Genomic DNA, 17,990 nt, shown 5'->3' on the forward strand with positions numbered 1-17,990 from the left:
GCCCCGGAGCGATCGCTCCGGGGCCCTTCCGCCGTACCTCTGCTGGTCAGTCCTCGGGCAGGTCCACCGGCGCGAGATCCGCGAACAGGTCGCCGGGCCCGGGGTTCAACGGCATGGTGGCGCCGCCGAGATGACGCTGTACGCCCCAGACGGCGTTCAGGCCCGTCGTCACGGCGCCCTCGGCGAAGCCCGCCGTCCAGGAGACGTCGTCACCGGCGAGGAAGAGCCCGCGCTGACTCGGCGTCAGGTCCGCTTGCATGAAGTGGGTGAACAGACGCCGCTGGTAGCGGTAGTGGCCCGGCAGGTTCGCCTTGAAGGCGCCCTGGAAGTGCGGGTCGGTCTCCCAGGTCACGGTGCGCGGAGGAGCGATGACGCGGGAGCGGATGTCGACGCCGGGGTAGATGTCGGCGAGCACGTCGAGGACGCCGTCGAGGCGCTCCTCGGGGGTCAGCGGCGCCATCTTCAGGGAGTCGTCGTTCCAGGTGTACGACAGGCACATCACGCCGGGGCGGTCGGGTCCGTCGTCGAAGAGGTAGACGCCGCGCGGCATCCGGTCGGTGAGGGTCGTGCTCATCACGTCCCGGCCGGTGCGCGGGTCGCGCTCGCGCCAGAACGGGCGGTCCACGAGCACGAACAGCTTGGAGGAGCCCATGTAGTGGCTGCGCTCCACGGCCGTCCACACGGGCGTGGGCAGCAGCGCCTGGTCGCAGCGCACGTTGGTGACCAGGGTCCGCTTGTGCGGGGTGAAGACGGCCGCGGGGAAGGTCTGGGAGCCGCCGCCCCGCTCGTGGACGGTGATGCCGCGGGCGGTGCGCTCGATGCGGGCGACGCCGCCGCGGGGGCCGCCGCGGTGCAGGGACTCCAGGGACGTGCCCGCGGGCCAGTGGGCGGCGTCGTCGGGGGCGTGCGCCCACAGGCGCAGGGGCAGCTGCTGGGAGCCGCCGACCACGAGCCGGTGGTCGTCCTCGGCGCCGGTGTAGACGACCCGAAGGATCTCCAGGATGGAGTTGGGGAAGTCGGTGTCCCAGCCGCCGGCGCCGAAGCCGACCTGGCCGAAGATCTCGCGGTACTTGAAGGACTGGAAGGAGGGCGATCCCGCGATGAAGCCGTAGAAGGACTGGTCGTCGAGGGCGCGCACCAGCGGGTTCCAGATGGCCTTGATGGCCGCGGTGTCCCGGCGGCGGATCGCGTCGTCCATGGCGAACAGCTCGGCGTGCTCCTGGAGCGTCTTGTCCCAGGCCATGCCGACTTCCTGGTAGATGTCGGGGAGTTCGGTGGCCCGCCGGGCGTAGTGCCGGTCGCCGCCGAGGGCGACGACGGTGCTGCCGCTCGTGGCGGTCAGCGGGTTGGGGAAGGGCCGGGTCTCGAGGCCGACCAGGTCCAGGTAGTGCCGCAGGGCGAGCGCGGAGGCGGGGAAGCGCATGGCGCCGAGCTCGGCCACGGCGTCGGGGTGGCTCTCGAAGGCGGCGGAGCGCATCCGGCCGCCCATCTGGCCCGTCTCGTACACCACGGGCCGCAGCCCGAGGCGCAGGAGCTCGTAGGCGGCGACGAGGCCCGATATCCCGGCCCCGATCACCGCAACCGGTGTCCCGAACTCCGCTTCGGGTATTTCGCCGAGCCCGTGCGCGCTGGACAGCCATTCGTCGTAGGCGAAGGGAAAGTCCGGGCCCAGCATGGTAATGGAATCTGCCGCGCCGGGACGTGAACTGCCGTTGAGGGCAACCAACGGATACTCCTCTGACCGTGGTGGAGGCCGGCCCGGCGGTACGTTCAGACGGCCGCGGTGAGCCGGGCTGCGGCAGCAGGAGAAGGGTCTGCGACGTACGCGGCCGAGCCTTGCCCCACGGGGCCGTCGGGCTCGCGAATCGCCTCCGATACACGGCGCGTCTGACGGTGCCCTTGATTATGACGACGGCGCCCGGGGGTGGAGAAACCCCTCAACATCCCCTTACGCCTCCTACGTTCACGCACCCGGAGCCCCAGGGGGCTCACGGCCACCGCTACGACGGGGCCGAAAAAGACACGCGACACGCAATGAGTACTTTAGTAGCCAGGTCTCGATCCTGAAGACTGTACGAAAGTCAGGAGACACCTTGGAATGATCTATGGTGTCCGCACCACGCACCCCCACACAGTCCCCGTGTACCCAACTGTGCAACATTCGCAATGAAGGAGAGGCTTCATGCATCGAGGGTCGGACGGCCGAAGGTTCGCGGTGCATGATCACCGGCCGGGCGGAGCGCCCGGCGGAACCCGGCCGGAGCCCATGGCCCTGGAGGTACGGCACACGACGGACGGCGGATCGGGGGCGTGCGGCGGCGGGTCGGGGGACCGGGAGCGCGTCCTGCGGATCGAGCCGCACACGTGCGTGGCGGCGGTCTCCGACGACGACTCCGCGGACCGCTTTCTGGCGCGGCTGCTGTGCGACGACAGACCCGGCCGTGCCGTCTCGGTGCAGGGCCTGGACCCGCGCGCCGACCCCACGGCCGTGCGGCGGCTCGTCGGTGTCGTGTCCGTGGGCATGCCGCTGCCCGAAGTGATGGTCCACGAGGCGCTGGTGGCCGCGGGCAGACACAAGGGGCTTTCGCCGGAGACGGCCACGCAGCGCACGGCGGACTTAACTGATGTCCTCGGGCTGCGGGCCGTCGAGCGGGTTCCCGTCTCCGGTCTCTCCCCGGGGCAGCGCTCGCGCACCGCTCTGGGGTGCGCGCTGCTGCACGTACCGAAGCTGTTGTTGCTGTGTCATCTTCTGGACGACGTGGACAGCACGTCGGAGAAGATCATCTGTCGGGTGCTGAGCCGCTACACGGCATCCACCGGGACCGTGGTGTTCTCCACCCGCTCCTGGCAGATCGCACACGCCATGGCGGACCGCGCCTTCGCGGTCCATGACGGCGAGATGTGCCTCGCCTGCCGGTCGGCCGCTCACTGACCGACCAAGGCCGCGCGCCGCCGGTCACGCTCCGGGCGGTCGCGCCTCCCTCCGGTTCTCCACGCCTCCCCAGGTCATCGGAAACTCAACTCCGTTTCCCCAGCGGATCGTTGACCGTGGAGAACCCCATGCACAACGTTGTCATCGCGCGACGGACCGTGGCCGGACACCTCTTCGGCACACCGTTTCAGCCGTATCGGCGCGCCGCGTCAGGGGATGTCAGCACGCCGTGTCGGCGAGCAGGTCGTGCGGCAGATCCTTGCGCCGGGACACGTTCAACTTGCGGTAGACCCGCGTCAGATGCTGCTCGACCGTACTGACCGTGATGAACAGTTTCCGTGCTATCTCCCGGTTGCTGTGTCCGAAGGACGCCAGTGAGGCCACGCGCCGCTCCGCGTCGGTCAGTTCCTCCGAGGGGCAGCTCTCGCCGTCCCGCGTCGGCCGGTCCACCGCGCTCGCCTCGCCGTCGCCGTACGGAAGCAGCTGCTCGCACAGCGCCTCGGCCTGGGCGTCGCGTGCGATGCGCCAGGCCCGCCGCGCCATCATGCGCGCCTGGCCCAGCTCGCCCAGGGCGTGGTGGGAGCGGCTGAGCGCGCCGAGCACCCGGACCAGTTCGAGCCGGTCCTCGCACTCCTCCAGTTCCTCGATCGCCTCGTGCAGCGCATGGTGGTGGCGCCGGAGTCCGGCCACCTCGGCGAGCACCCGCAGGGTCAGCGCGCGGGTGCGCGACTGTCCGGGACCGCACTTGGACAGCTGCTCCTTGACGAGCCGGTCGGCCTCGGCCTCACCGCCGGTGCGCAGGTGCATCTCCGCGGCGGCGGACCGCCACGGGATGAGCGCGGGCTGGTCGATGCCCCAGCGCGTCATCAGCTCCCCGCAGGTGAGGAAGTCGTCGAGGGCGGGGCGGACCCGGCCGGTGGCCGCGTAGAGCTGGCCGCGGGCGTGGATCAGCTCCAGGCCGTACCGCGTCTCCGGCAGGCTGTCGGGGACGTGGTGGTCGAGGTAGGTCATGGCCTGGTCGTACTGCCCCATCGCGGTGTGCGCGGAGACCAGGGTGGCGAGGACCGAGCCGATGCCGACGCCCCACCCGAGCGGTGTCATCCACGCCAGCGCGTTGACGGCGTAGCGGACGGCGTCCCCGGCGTTGCCCTGCCGCAGCGCGATCTTCGCTCTGACCGCGGAGAGGGGTGCCTGCCAGCCGGGGCCGCCGAGCTTGGTGGCCTCGCGAAGCAGCGCGTCGCACCAGTGCGCGGCGCGGGTGAGCCGGTCGGAGTAGATCAGGACGTTGAGCGAGCAGGTCAGCGCCTCCAGGTTGGCGTCGTTCAGCGGGGTGCCCTGCAGCACGGCCTCGGCGAGGTCGGCGGCGTGCGGGTCGACGCCGCGGGTGAGCACCGTGTTGAGGGCGGCGCCCGCCCGGCTGCGGGGGTCGCTGCCGCGGCCGGTCACGGCGTCCACGTTGCTGTGCGGGGCGGGCCAGTTGTCGGTGCCGACGCGCTCGCGCAGCGCGGGGTAGGTGGTGCGGACGGCACCGGCGGCGAGGTACGCGGAGACGGCCGAGGTCCCCTCGAACGCGCCCTGGCACTTGCGGGCGATCTCGGCGGCCTCGTCGAACCGGCCCTGCCAGAGCAGGCCCGCGAGGAGCGCGGGCACGGCCTGCTCGGCGAGCCAGCCCTCGTCGAACGCGGCGCGCAGCGCGCGCAGATGCGGGCCGACGGTGGACGGACGCACCCGCCAGACGCAGCGCGTCAGCTCGGCCAGGATCTCGCTGCGCCGAGCCCCTCGCGGGCAGGCCTGGTCGGCGAGTTGCAGGCAGGCGATGGCGAGGGAGACGTCCTCGTCGCGCCGGGCGCGGGTGGCTGTCTCCCACAGCACGTCGAGGGACTCCTCGTCGGGGACCTCGCCGGCGGCGACGATGTGCCGGGCCACGACAGGCGGTTCGGCGCCGCCGCGGCGCAGCTGGTCGGCGGCGCGGCGGTGCAGGTCGATCCGGTCGTCGCGGGTCAGGTCGTCGAGCACGGCGGTTCTCGCCAGCGGATGCCGAAACGTTCCCGCCTCGGCCAGGCCGGCCGACTCCAGGGCGCGACGGCTGAGCGTGACGGTCTCGTGGTCGAGTTCGAGCAGTCCGGCGAGTGCCGTGTCGGACGCGGCGTCGTCCAGGATCGCCAGGCCCCGGGCGACGGCGAGCACGGAGTCCTCGCCCCGGTGCAGGCAGCTGAGCACGGACTGGCGGTAGGCGTCGCCGACGGTGAGGGCGTGCAGGGCGGGCAGGGAGGGGTCGGTGGGGGGACGGTGGGCGAGGATGTCGTGGGTCAGGGCCCGGATCAGCAGGGGGTTGCCGCCGCTGACGCGGTGGACTTCGGGGGCGAGGCGGCGCGCGGTCGCCTCGTCCAGGTGCTCGCGCAGCATCTCGGCCGTCGCCCGCTCACCGAGGGTGGACAGGCGCAGCTGGGTCAGCCGGGGGTGGCGCAGCAGTTCGGCGCTGAACATGGGGCGTTCGGCGCGCGGCCCGGTGCGCAGGCCGAGCACGATCACCAGGGGCTTGGCCCGCAGTTCCCGCATGGCGTGCTGCAGGCACTGCAGGGACGGGATGTCGGCGTACTGGACGTCGTCGACGAGGATCGCGAGCGGCCGCCCCTGGGCCGTGGCGTGCAGGGCGGCGGTCAGCGACCGCATGACATGGGCGCGGACGTGCTCCTCGCGTTCGTAGTCGGGGTCGCGCAGCATGGCGGTGAACCTCGCGTCGTCGAGCAGTTGCTCCACGCGCGCGGCCGCGCTGGTCTCTTCTTGCTGTTCCCCCTGTGCGGGCCGCGCCCGGCCGTCCCGCTCCGACGCGTCCTCGGGCCCTCCGGCCCGGCCCGCGTTCAGGAGCAGTTGGCCGAAAACAGCCATGGGGGTCCTGCGCTCGGCTCGTAAACCCGTCGCCCTGAGGACCGTCAGTCCTCGTGCCTCGGCCTGGTCGGCGACGCCGTTCAGCAACTCGCTCTTGCCGGTGGCGACCGGCCCTCTCACCACAACAACGCGGGAGGGCCCCTCCGCGCTGCTCGCCAGAACCTCCTCCAAGAGAGCCCATTCATCGACTCGCTCGACCAGGCTCATTGTGCGGTTTCCTCCCCGTAAGAAATTATCGCAAACTGCACTGGTGCCCTATTTGCATAACGCACTCTCAAGTAACCACTGGAACCGCTTCGCAGGATACCAGGGCATATTCCAGATATCTCTCCCGTGCTTCTGGCAGCACTCAGTCAACAACACAACTATGACTGAAACTTGACGACGAGGTAGCCCCGAAAGAAGTGAGCCCACCCCCCAAATCCACCACGACTCGCAACGTTCAGCCCTCCCCACTCCGGCCCTGGGTGTGGTATTGGGCCTCCCGGAGGCCGCCCGCACATACGGAACTTTGAATTCCAATTGAAGGAAAGGCGAAGAAGAACCAGCCAGGAGGCCGATGCACAGTGATCATCCAGCCAACCTGTCCGGAAACACCCCTGGCCACACGCACGACCTGGGAACCGGCCGCCAGCGGCCTCCTACCCGCTCCACGCCCGGCCAGTACCCCCGTCGCCCAAGTGGAGCGGTTCATACCGCCCGCGCGCCCCGCGTTCAACACCGCACGGTGCAACCGCCGTTGACCTCCCGGCGGGCCCGAGGGGCCCGCTCCCCCGGCTGCGGCCGTTAAGGATGCGTTAGGCGTTCGTGTCCGGGAAAGTCCCTCGCGGAGACTCGGTAACGGTCCTCTGAAGACAATCCAGAGGCAATTTGACGGCAAAATTCACCAAGGAAGTCCATGGTGTTCAGGCGCCTTCCGGAGTTGCACACCGGTTGTGCAACCGGAACCGCCTGTGCACAACCGGCCCCACACCTGTCGGCAGTGCCAGATGCGTCACATTGTTACGTCGCCGTTTCTGGCCACCGCACATTTTGTGACGGCCCGCGGAGCCCAACTCGCCGTCGGCGTACGCGAACTCGGGAGTGCGGCGGCGTCCTGTCCGCACGGCGCGGCGCACCGTCCCTAGGGGACGGATAGGGGTGGAGAGCCGCACAGGCCGCGGATAGCCTCCGGCAGGAGGTAATCACCGAGGGTCTCCGGCACCGTGGCGCGGGCACGACGGACGCCACCCCTGATCCTCCGGAACGCGGCTCGGCTCCCCGGACGACGGCCACCCCCGGCCGACGGCCGTCTCCCCCGCTCGGTCACCGGGGCTCCCGTGCACAGCAGACAGGTTCACCGCCCGCAACCGGCCCCGGTCGGTCAGGGCACGCCGATGTGACGCGCAGGCGCGCAGACCGTAGAGGACGACCATGGCGAGAATGCACACCGCGGGCTCCACCACCACCCGGAGCGTGCCGCGGCAGGCGGCCGCACCCCACCGAGGGAGCGTGCCCCGATGAGCGTGTCCGGCCCCGGCGCCGAGGAGACCGAAGGCCGCGGGCCCACCGTCCCGGACGAGGCCGACGTCCTGGACGAGTCGGCCCCGGACACGACCCGGACCACCGTCACCGTGATCATCCCGACCTTCAACGAGGCCGGGAACGTCGAGGAGCTGCTGAGCCGCCTCGCCGCCGGGCTGCCCGCGCATCTGGACTGCGAGGCGCTGTTCGTCGACGACAGCACCGACGACACCCCGGCCGCGATCGAACGCGCGGCCCTCACCTGCCCGTTCCCCGTGAACGTCATCCACCGCGAGGTGGCCACGGGCGGCCTCAGCGGCGCCGTGGTGGAGGGCATGAAGGCCGCCGCGTCCGAGTGGATCGTCGTCATGGACGCCGACCTCCAGCACCCGCCGTCCCTGATGCCCGAGCTGATCGAGACCGGGCGCCGGGCGGGCGCCGACCTGGTCGTGGCCAGCCGGTACGCGGGCGGCGGCAGCCACGCCGGGCTCTCGGGCCGCTACCGCGTCGCCGTGTCACGCACCTCCACGCTCGCGACCAAGGCGCTGTTCCGTTCGGCGCTGCGCGGCATCAGCGACCCGATGAGCGGCTTCTTCGCGATCCGCCGCAGCACGGTGCACGCCCACTCCGACATCCTCAAGCCGCTGGGCTACAAGATCCTCCTCGAACTGGCCATCCGCTGCCGGCCGCGCGTCGTCGCCGAGGTGCCGTTCTCCTTCCAGGAGCGGTTCGCGGGCGAGTCGAAGTCGACCGTGCGCGAGGGTCTGCGCTTCCTCGCGCACCTGGTGTCGCTGCGCACCGCGACGCCGGTGGCCCGGATGGTGGTCTTCGGCCTCATCGGTCTGACCGGCTTCCTGCCGAACCTGTGCGGCCTCGCCGCGCTCACCGCCATGGGCCTGCACTATCTGCCCGCCGAGGTGGTGGCCAACCAGTTCGGCGTGCTGTGGAACTTCCTGCTCATCGATCTGCTGCTGTTCCGCGACCGACGCGGCCACCGCCACTGGGCCGACCGCCTCGGCCGGTTCGCGCTGCTCGCCAACGCCGATCTGGTGCTGCGGATCCCGCTGATCGCACTGCTCGTCGACGGCGTGGGCATGTCCGTGCTGCCCGCCACCGCCCTGGCGCTGCTCACGACGTTCGTCATCCGCTTCATCGCCACCGAGCTGCTCGTCTATCTGCCCCGGCGCGACCGGGCCAAGGACGCGGGCACCGCGCCCGCGCGAGCCGAGTCGGCACGGGACGGCCTGGAGAAGGAAGGCACGCCATGACCCTCGGGACCCGGTACGGCCGTACGGCGGCCGAGGCACCGCGGACCACCACCGCAGCGCACTCCACCACCGCACCGCAGACCACGACCGCACCGCACTCCACCACCGCACAGCAGACCACCACCGCGCCGGGCGCCACCCCGTCCCCGGCCGCCGCGCCGCCCGCCCTGCTCGCGCGGATCGTGCCCGAGGACGTCGTCTGCTGCGAGTCCCTCGGCGACCCGGACGGCGTCGTCCTGCACCCCGACGAGCAGGCCCTGATCGCCCGGTCGGTGCCGTCGCGGCGCGCCGAGTTCAGCACCGGCCGTCACTGCGCGCACCGCGCCCTGGCCGCCCTCGGGCAGCCCGCCGTGTCGATCCTCCCCGACGCGAAGGGCTGTCCGGAGTGGCCCGAGGGTGTCGTCGGCAGCATCACGCACTGCGACGGCTACCGCGGCGCGGCCGTCGCCCGCGCCGCACGCGTCCGCTCGGTCGGCATCGACGCCACCCCGGGCGAGCCGCTGCCCGACGGCGTCCTCGAAGCGGTGGCGCTGCCCGACGAGCGACGGCGGGTGGGCGAACTCCTGGCGCGGCGGCCCGCGGTGCGCTGGGACCGCGCCCTGTTCAGCGCCAAGGAGAGCATCTACAAGACCTGGTATCCCCTGATGCGCGCGCCCCTGGGCTTCGAGGAGGCCGACGTCACCTTCCACCCGTCGCAGGATCCGGACACGGGCACCTTCACCGCGCGGATCCTTCCTGCCGTACGCGAACGGGGATTCCCGCAGCAGCTCACCGGCCGCTGGCTGGCGCGGGAGGGACTGGTCCTCACCGCGATCACGCTGCGCCCGGCGGGCTGAGCCGGGGCGCACGGGGGCGGCGCCGGGCCGGGACGTACCGGCGGCCGGGTCAGCGCAGGACGCGCTGCGACAGTTCCTCGATGAGCGTGTCCGTCGAGAACGGCGCGAGCAGGTCGGGCACGGTCAGGTCGTCCACGATCAGGCCCAGCATGCCGAGGTAGAGAAGGACGACGCCGGTGCGGTCGCCGGGCAGGCCCGCGCCCAGGTGGAACTCGATGTTGGCCTCGAGCTGCTCGGCCATGAACCGGGTGAGTCCGGCGTGCAGTTCGGGGCGGCGGGTGGCTTCCAGGCGCAGTTCGAGCAGCGCCAGATGGCTGGCCCGGTCGGCCCGTGTCCGCTCCAGGAGCTGCTTGAGGAGCGTCACGACCAGCGCCGAGTCCGGCTTCTCGGTCATGGTGTCGGCGAGCGCGGTCTCCTCCGGCGTGAGCCGTTCCAGGATGCGCCGCATGACCTGCGCGAGGAGTTCCGCGCGGTGCGGGAAGTAGTTGCTGGCGGTGCCCTTGGGCACCGCCGCCTCCGCGTCCATGGCCCGCAGTGTCAGCCCCCGGGACCCCTCGCGCGCGAGCACCTCGATCGCTGCGTCCAACAGCGCGGTGCGCCTGGCCGGGTTCTGTCGCATGACGGTCCTCTCCTGCTTCCTGTGCGGCGGCACCCCACCCTAACCACTGCGGGCGGAGTGCCATGCACGGAGTGAGGTGTGGTGCGCCGGGCCGGTCAGGCCCGCCTCCGCGTGCTCCACATCGCCAGGGTGGTGGGCACGGCGAGGAGCGCGCCGGTGAGGAGGACGCCGGTGAGGGTGACGTGGTCGGCGACGATGCCGCCGACCAGGGCGCCGAGCGCGATCGCCAGGTTGAACACGGAGGTGTTCAGGGCGGTGGCGGCCTCCGTCGAGTCCGGCGCCGACTTGAGGATCCAGGTCTGTACGCCGACGGGGACGCCGCCGAAGGCCAGTCCCCAGGCGATCAGGAGGACCGTCCCGCCGACCGGCGTGCCGCCGAGGAGGGGGAACACCGCGAGGACCGCGGTCAGGGCGACGCTGATGGTGACGATCGTCGCGCGGACGTCGCGCGCGGCGGCGGCGCCCGCCAGGAAGTTGCCCGCGATGCCGGCGACGCCGAAGCAGAGCAGCAGCGGACCGACCATCGACTCGTCGATCCCCGAGACGTCCCGGAGGACGGGGCTGACGAAGGTGAACGCGGCGAAGTGGCCGCTCACGAGCAGGAACGTGGCGATGACTCCGGCGCGCACCACGGGGTTCCCGAACTGTTGCGTCAGCGTGCGCAGTCGCACGGCGCGCTCGGCGGGCAGCGGGGGCAGCAGGACGAACAGGGCGGCGAGGACGAGCAGGCCGAGCCCGGCGACCGCGACGAACGCGACGCGCCAGTCACCGAGGCCGCCGATGAGCGTTCCCGCGGGCACGCCGAGGACATTGGCGGCGGTGGCGCCGCCGAAGACGAGGGAGACCGCCCGGGGTATGTGCCGCTCCGGCACCAGGCGTACCGCGAGACCGGCCGCGAGGGCCCAGAACCCGCCGATGCTGATGCCGACGAGGAAGCGCGAGACGAGCAGGAGCGCGAAGGTGGGGGCCAGCGCCGAGAGCACGTTGGCGGCCACCATCAGGACGATCAGGCCGAGCAGGGCGATCCGCCGGTCGAGGTTCCGGATGAGCACCGGGAGCAGGGGCGCGGTGGCGGAGGCGACCAGGCCGGGGACGGTCACCATCAGGCCCGCCGTGCCCTCGGAGACGTCGAGGGCGCCGCCGATGAAGGGCAGCAGGCCGACGGGCATGGATTCGACGGTGACGAGGGCGAAGGTCCCGACGGCCATCGCGGCGACGGCCAGCCATCTTCGCAGGGGGACCTGTTCGGCTTCGGGCGCGACGGGACTTGGTGTGTCGACGAGGGTCATGGAGGTGGCGCTTTCGGTCGGTGGGGGCACGTCGGCGGGGCGCGCGGGGTGCGGGCGAGGGCCACGCGTCGCAGGTCAGAAGACCGGGGCGGGCGCGCTCGCAGGACCACACTGCTGTGCGCCGGAAGGGGGAACAAGGTGCGATAGTGGCCTGAGCGTTTAGCCAGACTTAACGACCGAGGGGCGGCCGTGCTGGAGCGAGTGGACCTCGAGGCGTTCCTGACGCTGGCCGAGGAGTTGCACTTCGGCCGCACCGCCGACCGCCTGCACCTGACGACCGGGCGGGTCAGCCAGACCATCCGCAAGCTGGAACGCCACATCGGGACGCCCCTGTTCGAGCGCACCAGCCGCCATGTCCGCCTCACTCCGGCCGGACGCCAGCTGTACGACGACCTCCTGCCGCCCTACCGCGCCCTCGAGGCCGGACTGCGGAAGGCGGTCAACGCCGCGCGGGACGAAGCGAACGTCCTGCGGGTCGGCTATGTCGGCCCCGCCGTGGGGCAGCTCACGATCCGCGCCGCCGAGCTGTACGCGCAGCGCCATCCCGGCTGCCGGATCCAGCCCAGGGAGCTGCAGATCGCGGACGGTTTCCCGCGGCTGCGCGACGGCGACGTGGACGTGCTGATCGTGACCCTGCCGCACCAGGAGCCCGGCATGGTCAACGGCCCGGTCCTGTTCTCCGAGCCCCGCGTGCTCGCCGTGCCCGCGCAGCACCCCCTGGCCGGGCGGGACACGGTCTGCCTGGAGGACCTGGCCGCCGTCCGCCTCCTGCAGGCGACCCGCACCCTGCCCCCGTACTGGCGCGCCGAACGCACGCCCCTGCTGACGCCCTCCGGGACCCCCATCGAGTCCGGGCCCGCCTTCGACACCCTCCAGGAGGCGCTGTCCCTGATCGGCGCCGGGCAGGGGGCCTGGGTGGTCGGCGCCCAGGTCACCCGGTACTTCGCCCGCCCCGACGTCGTGTACGTGCCCTTCCGTGACGCGCCGCCCCTGGAGTGGGTGCCCACCTGGCTCGCCGCCACCCCGGCGGCCGCCGTCCACGCCTTCAACGAGGTCGCCCGGGACACGGCGGGGCTGCTCCAACTCACCACGGGCGACGCCGACTCCGGCGGCTGACGCCCCCTGAACGCGCGTGCCGGTCCGTGGGCGCGGAGCCCTCGGACCGGCACGTGGGAGACCACCGGCGCGCTAGACGGTCACGGCCACATCGGCGCCGTCGGCCGGGTCGCCGCAGTCCTCGCCGAGCACGCAGCCCACCGCGTCCGCCGCACCCGCGGCGGGCTCCGCGTGCTGCTTCCCCGCGAACTGCGTCCGGTACAGCTCCGCGTACCGCCCGTCGACCGCGAGCAGTTCGTCGTGCGTGCCGCGCTCCACGATCCGCCCGGCCTCCACCACCAGGATCTGGTCGGCCGCCCGCACGGTGGACAGCCGGTGCGCGATGATCACCGCCGTGCGGTCCGAGAGGGCTTCCGCGAGGGCCTCCTGCACGGCGGCCTCGGAGGTGTTGTCCAGGTGGGCGGTCGCCTCGTCGAGGATCACCACCCGCTGCCGGGCGAGCAGGAGCCGCGCGATGGTCATGCGCTGCCGCTCACCGCCGGAGAGCCGGTAGCCGCGCTCGCCGACCACCGTGTCGAGGCCGTCGGGCAGCGACCGCACCAGGGCGTCGAGGCGGGCCCTGCGCAGCACGTCCCACAGCTCGTCCTCGCTCGCGCCGGGGCGGGCGAGCAGCAGGTTGGCGCGCACCGACTCGTGGAAGAGGTGGCCGTCCTGGGTGACCATCCCGATGGTGTCGCGCAGCGAGTCGGCCGTCAGGTCTCGCACGTCCTCGCCGCCGACGCGTACGACTCCGGAGTCGGCGTCGTACAGGCGCGGAAGGAGTTGCGCGATGGTGGACTTGCCCGCGCCCGACGAGCCGACGAGTGCCACGGTCTGGCCGGGCTCGGCGCGGAACGACAGACCGTGCAGCACCTCGTCGCCGCCCCGGCCGTCGAGCGAGGCGACCTCCTCCAGGGAGGCGAGGGAGACCTTGTCGGCGGAGGGGTAACCGAAGCGGACGTCGTCGAACTCGACGGCGACGGGGCCCTCGGGCACGGTCCGGGCCTGCGGCTTCTCGTCGATGAGGGGCTTCAGGTCGAGGACTTCGAAGACCCGCTCGAAGCTCACCAGGGCGCTCATCACCTCGACGCGCGCCCCCGCGAGGGCCGTCAGCGGGGCGTACAGCCGGGTCAGGAGCAGCGCGAGGGAGACGACGGCGCCCGCTTCAAGCGTGCCGTCGAGCGCGAAGTACCCGCCGAGTCCGTAGACCAGGGCGAGCGCGAGCGCCGACACCAGGGTCAGGGCGGTGATGAACGCCGACTGCGCCATGGCGGTGCGGACGCCGATGTCGCGCACGCGGCGGGCCCGGGCCGCGAACTCCGCGGACTCGTCCGCCGGTCGGCCGAACAGCTTGATGAGGGTGGCGCCGGGTGCCGAGAACCGCTCCGTCATCCGCGTGCCCATGGCCGCGTTGTGGTGCGCAGCCTCCCGCTGGAGACGGGCCATGCGGGTGCCCATGCGGCGCGCGGGGACCACGAACACCGGCAGGAGCACGAGGGCGAGGAGCGTGATCTGCCAGGAGAGGGCGAGCATCACGGCGAGGGTGAGGACGAGGGTGACGAGGTTGGAGACGACGCCGGAGAGCGTGTTGCTGAACGCCCGCTGCGCGCCGATCACGTCGTTGTTGAGGCGGCTGACGAGCGCGCCGGTGCGGGTGCGGGTGAAGAAGGCGACCGGCATGCGCTGCACATGGTCGAAGACGGCGGTGCGCAGGTCGAGGATCAGGCCCTCGCCCAGGTTCGCCGACAGCCAGCGGCTGAGCAGCCCGAGGCCCGCTTCGGCGATCGCGATGACGGCGATGAGCACGGCGTAGCGGACGACGGTCGAGGACTCGGCCCCGGACACGATGGCGTCGACGACACGCCCGGCGAGTACGGGAGTCGCCACGGCGAGCAGCGCGGTCACGACACTCAGCAGCACGAACTGGGTGATGCGGCGGCGGTGCGGCGCGGCGAAGGCGGTGATGCGGCGCAGCGTGGCGCGCGCGAAGGGTCGGCGTTCCTGCTCGGCGTTCATGACGCTGTGCAGCTGGGTCCAGGCTGTGGTCTCCATGCTCATGTGAAGCACCGTAGAACCTGAACTTATCTTGAGGTCAAGCGCCGCACCACGTGTCCCGGACTCCCCTGTCGCGCCTCTTGACCCTCCTGTAACCGGCACGTACTTTCGCTTCAATTCTTGAGCGCATCACTCCGGTTACTCGTGTCCTGACGTGAGAAGGCGAACGCATGCGAGATGTACGAAGGCGCACTGTGCTGTCCGCGATCGGCGGCACCGCCGTCGCGGGAAGCGCCCTGAACTCCACAATCGCCGAGGCGGCACCGGCGGCGCCCGCCCCGGCCACCGCCGCCGAGGACCGCGGCACCCCTCACGAAGGAAAGGTGCGGCGCCTCCTCGACCGTATGACTGTCGAAGAGAAGCTGGGCCAGCTCCAGCAGCTCGCCTGGTCCTGGGACACCGGCCCGGGCGGCGGTGAGACGAAGGACGTGGAGGACGCGGCGCGCGCCGGACGGCTCGGCTCGGTGCTCTCCATCTTCGGTGCGAAGAGCAGCAACGCGCTCCAGCGCATCGCGGTCGAGGAGTCCCGGCTCGGCATCCCGCTGCTGTTCGGCCTCGATGTGATCCACGGCTTCTGGACGACGTTCCCGATCCCGCTCGCGCAGGCGGCGAGCTTCGACCCGGACGTGACGAGGAAGGACGCCGAGGTCTCCGCGAAGGAGGCCCGCTCCAACGGCGTGCACTGGACGTTCGCCCCGATGATGGACGTCACGCACGAGCCGCGCTGGGGTCGCATCGCCGAGGGCTGCGGCGAGGACCCGTATCTGACGGCCGAGTTCGCCGCCGCCAAGGTCGAGGGCTACCAGGGCCCGGGCAAGGGCGGGTTCGCCGCCAAGGACCGCGTCGCCGCCTGTGCCAAGCACTTCGTGGCGTACGGCGGGGCCGAGGGCGGGCGCGACTACAACACGGTCGACGTGTCGGAGTCCCGGCTGCGCAACCTCTATCTGCCGCCGTTCAAGGCCGCCCTGGACGCGGGCGCCGCCACGGTGATGGCGTCCTTCAACACCGTCGGCGGCGTCCCCGCGCACGGCAACTCCCACACCCTGACCGGCATCCTGAAGAAGGAGTGGGGCTTCGACGGGGTCGTCGTCAGCGACTGGACCGGCGTCCAGGAGCTGATCGCGCACGGCTTCGCCGAGGACGGCGCGGCCGCCGCCCGGCTCTCGCTGAACGCGGGCGTCGACATGGAGATGGTCAGCACCAACCTCCGTGAGCACGGCAAGAAGCTGCTGCGCGCCGGGAAGATCAGCGAGCGCCGCCTGGACGACGCGGTCGCCCGCGTCCTGCGGCTGAAGTTCGCCCTCGGCCTCTTCGACGACCCGTACGTCGACGAGGACGCCGCGATCGACGGGCCGACCGCCGCCGCCCGCAAGGCCGCCCGCGAGACCGCCGCGCGCTCGATGGTGCTCCTCAAGAACGAGGGCACTGGGGGAAGCGGCGGTGGCGGTGGCGGTGGCCGGAAGGTGCTGCCGCTCGCGTCCGGCGCCAGGTCCATCGCCGTCGTCGGCCCCTTCGGCGACTCCGACGACCTGCTCGGCACCTGGGTGGTCCCGGCCGCCGCGAAGAAGTACCCGTCGGTGAAGGTCCTCGACGCGGTACGCCGCGCGGCCCCGGACGCCAAGGTCACGTACGCGCGCGGTGTCGACCCCGAGGGCAAGGACACCGGCGGCGTCCCGGCCGCCGTGGCCGCCGCGAAGGCCGCCGACGTGACGGTCGTCGTCGTGGGCGAGCCGCCGTCGATGAGCGGCGAGGCGGCAGCGCGCAGCGACATCTCCCTGCCCGGCGCGCAGGAACGTCTCGTCGAGGCGATCGCGCGGACCGGCAAGCCGTTCGTGGTCGTCCTGGTCGGCGGCCGCCCGCTGACCATGGCCGGCTGGCTGGAGTCGGCACCCGCCGTCCTGGAGGCCTGGCACCCCGGTGTCGAGGCCGGGAACGCCATCGCCGACGTCCTTTTCGGCAAGGTCAACCCGGGCGGCAAACTGCCCGTGTCCTTCCCCCGCACGGTCGGCCAGATCCCCGTCCACTACAACCACGAGTCGACGGGCCGCCCCTACAGCGCCGACAACAAGTACACGTCCAAGTACCTGGACCTGCCGCCGGACCCGCAGTTCCCCTTCGGCCACGGCCTGAGCTACACGACGTTCGAGATCGGCGCGCCGAAGCTGAGCCGTGCCACCGTCCCCGCGGGCGCCCTGCGCGACGGCGACACCCTGGAGGTGTCGGTCACCGTCTCCAACACCGGCCGCCGCAAGGGCGACGAGGTCGTGCAGCTGTACGTCCACGACCTCGCGGCGAGCATCACCCAGCCCGTGCGCAAGCTGCGCGGCTTCCGGCGCGTCACGCTCGGCGCGGGCCGCTCCACCGTCGTCCGCTTCCGGCTCGGCGCGGCGGACCTGGGCTTCTGGACGAACGACACGCACGGCGAGTTCCTCGTCGAGGAGGGCAGGTTCGACCTGTACGTGGGCAACAGCTCCACGGCGAAGAGCAAGGTCACGCTGACGGTGACGTGAGCGGGACGCACTGAACGGGCCCGAACGGGGGTGGGCGGCACCCGGCCGTCCACCCCTGCTCACCCCTCTCAGCCGTCTCCCGGCACGCTCAGCCGAGTTCCAGCGTGGTGATCCCGAAGACCCGCTCGCGCGCGAACTCCCGCACCGGCCCCGTGTACATGCGCGCCGTGGCGAACGACGGCTTCATGCCGCGTGCCTCGGCGAGCGCCACGGCCTGCGTGTTCGTCTCCGGTACGTCCATGGCGACGGCCGCGCCGCCGGACTCGGCCGCGAGCGCGTCGAGCAGCGCCTCGGCGTCGGCGCGGGTGTCGGCGAACAGCGGGCCGACGCGCGGCGCGTCCCGGCCGGGGCGCAGCACCCCGTACCCGGTGACGCGGCCGTCGACGACGCTCGCCAGCGTGCGGTGGCCCGGCGCCGTCAGCCAGACGTCGAGGAACCGGGGCCGGTCGGCGGGGTGGCAGGCGCTGTCGTACGCGGCGACGGCGTCGCGGCCCACGTCCGCCACGGGCTTGATGTGCGCGGGCAGCGGGCCGGGCGCGCCCACGGGGCCGACGTAGCGCAGGCTGCCGTGCTCCCGCTGGAAGCCGGAGCGGCGGTAGTTGTCCTGCTGCGCCGGGACGCCGTCGAGGCCGACGACCCGGTCCCCGGCGTGGGCGAGGGCGGTCCGCCAGGTGGTGATGCCGTGGCCGCGGCCGCGCATGTCGGGGCGGACCAGGTAGAAGCCGAGGAAGGCGTACGCCGGGCCGTAGTTGACCACCGAGATCGCCGACACCGGCTCGCCGTCGACGCGGCCCACGAAGAAGCCGTCCGGGTCCTGCGCGAAGAACGCCGCCGCGTCCCCGACGCCCGGGTTCCAGCCCTCCCGGGCCGCCCACTCGGTGACCGTGCGCCAGTCGTCGGGCGTCGCCGTCGAGACGACGAGCCGTCCGGGGGTCGCGTTCTCCATCGCCGCACCTTCCTTGAACGGGGGTTCCGCCTGACTGCGCGGGTGGTC

11 protein-coding genes are annotated in these 17,990 nt (G+C 72.2%); 5 read left to right on the forward strand and 6 right to left on the reverse strand.

All coding sequences use genetic code 11. The annotated features are described in order from the left end of the window. Positions 1–46 precede the first annotated feature (46 nt). On the reverse strand, positions 47–1,675 hold the full coding sequence (locus ACFVHO_RS15245) for a flavin monoamine oxidase family protein (protein ID WP_385713687.1): 1,629 nt from the start codon (positions 1,673–1,675) through the stop codon (positions 47–49). A gap of 591 nt (positions 1,676–2,266) precedes the next feature. Between ACFVHO_RS15245 and ACFVHO_RS15250 the strand changes: the two genes are divergently transcribed. After that, entirely contained in the window at positions 2,267–2,932 is a 666-nt protein-coding gene (locus ACFVHO_RS15250; RefSeq protein WP_385713689.1) for a hypothetical protein, read from the forward strand. A 219-nt stretch (positions 2,933–3,151) separates the two neighbouring features. On the opposite strand, the gene ACFVHO_RS15255 is transcribed toward ACFVHO_RS15250, so the two are convergent. Further along, the gene (locus ACFVHO_RS15255; RefSeq protein ID WP_385713691.1) at positions 3,152–6,028 is read right to left on the reverse strand and encodes an AAA family ATPase; all 2,877 of its coding nucleotides are present in this window, start codon (positions 6,026–6,028) and stop codon (positions 3,152–3,154) included. A gap of 1,292 nt (positions 6,029–7,320) precedes the next feature. Between ACFVHO_RS15255 and ACFVHO_RS15260 the strand changes: the two genes are divergently transcribed. Together ACFVHO_RS15260 and ACFVHO_RS15265 are read left to right on the forward strand one after the other, a co-directional pair. Continuing rightward, entirely contained in the window at positions 7,321–8,592 is a 1,272-nt protein-coding gene (locus tag ACFVHO_RS15260) for a glycosyltransferase (RefSeq protein WP_385713693.1), read from the forward strand. Then, on the forward strand, positions 8,589–9,428 hold the full coding sequence (locus tag ACFVHO_RS15265; protein WP_385713694.1) for a 4'-phosphopantetheinyl transferase: 840 nt from the start codon (positions 8,589–8,591) through the stop codon (positions 9,426–9,428). Before ACFVHO_RS15260 ends, ACFVHO_RS15265 begins: the two co-directional genes overlap by 4 nt. Positions 9,429–9,477: 49 nt before the next feature. Here the strand turns inward: ACFVHO_RS15265 and ACFVHO_RS15270 are convergent, their stop codons facing one another. Then, positions 9,478–10,047, reverse strand: coding sequence for a TetR/AcrR family transcriptional regulator (locus ACFVHO_RS15270; protein ID WP_385713696.1), 570 nt, complete (start codon positions 10,045–10,047; stop codon positions 9,478–9,480). 95 nt (positions 10,048–10,142) lie between these two features. After that, positions 10,143–11,336: an MFS transporter gene (locus ACFVHO_RS15275; RefSeq protein WP_385713697.1), complete on the reverse strand. Its 1,194-nt coding sequence runs from the start codon at positions 11,334–11,336 to the stop codon at positions 10,143–10,145. 189 nt (positions 11,337–11,525) lie between these two features. Here ACFVHO_RS15275 and ACFVHO_RS15280 point away from each other — a divergent pair, with 189 nt between their 5' ends. Next, a complete protein-coding gene (locus ACFVHO_RS15280; RefSeq protein ID WP_385713699.1) occupies positions 11,526–12,452 on the forward strand; it encodes a LysR family transcriptional regulator in 927 nt (308 codons plus the stop codon). A 72-nt stretch (positions 12,453–12,524) separates the two neighbouring features. On the opposite strand, the gene ACFVHO_RS15285 is transcribed toward ACFVHO_RS15280, so the two are convergent. Further along, a complete protein-coding gene (locus tag ACFVHO_RS15285) occupies positions 12,525–14,489 on the reverse strand; it encodes an ABC transporter ATP-binding protein (RefSeq protein ID WP_385713701.1) in 1,965 nt (654 codons plus the stop codon). Positions 14,490–14,656: 167 nt separating this feature from the next. On the opposite strand from ACFVHO_RS15285, the gene ACFVHO_RS15290 reads away from it, so the two are divergent. Next, entirely contained in the window at positions 14,657–16,996 is a 2,340-nt protein-coding gene (locus ACFVHO_RS15290) for a glycoside hydrolase family 3 N-terminal domain-containing protein (RefSeq protein WP_385713703.1), read from the forward strand. A gap of 88 nt (positions 16,997–17,084) precedes the next feature. Here the strand turns inward: ACFVHO_RS15290 and ACFVHO_RS15295 are convergent, their stop codons facing one another. Beyond that, entirely contained in the window at positions 17,085–17,942 is an 858-nt protein-coding gene (locus ACFVHO_RS15295; RefSeq protein ID WP_385713704.1) for a GNAT family N-acetyltransferase, read from the reverse strand. Positions 17,943–17,990: the final 48 nt, after the last annotated feature.

Origin of the sequence: Streptomyces sp. NPDC127108 (assembly GCF_042677545.1) — a bacterium.
Classification (GTDB): Bacteria; Actinomycetota; Actinomycetes; order Streptomycetales; family Streptomycetaceae; genus Streptomyces.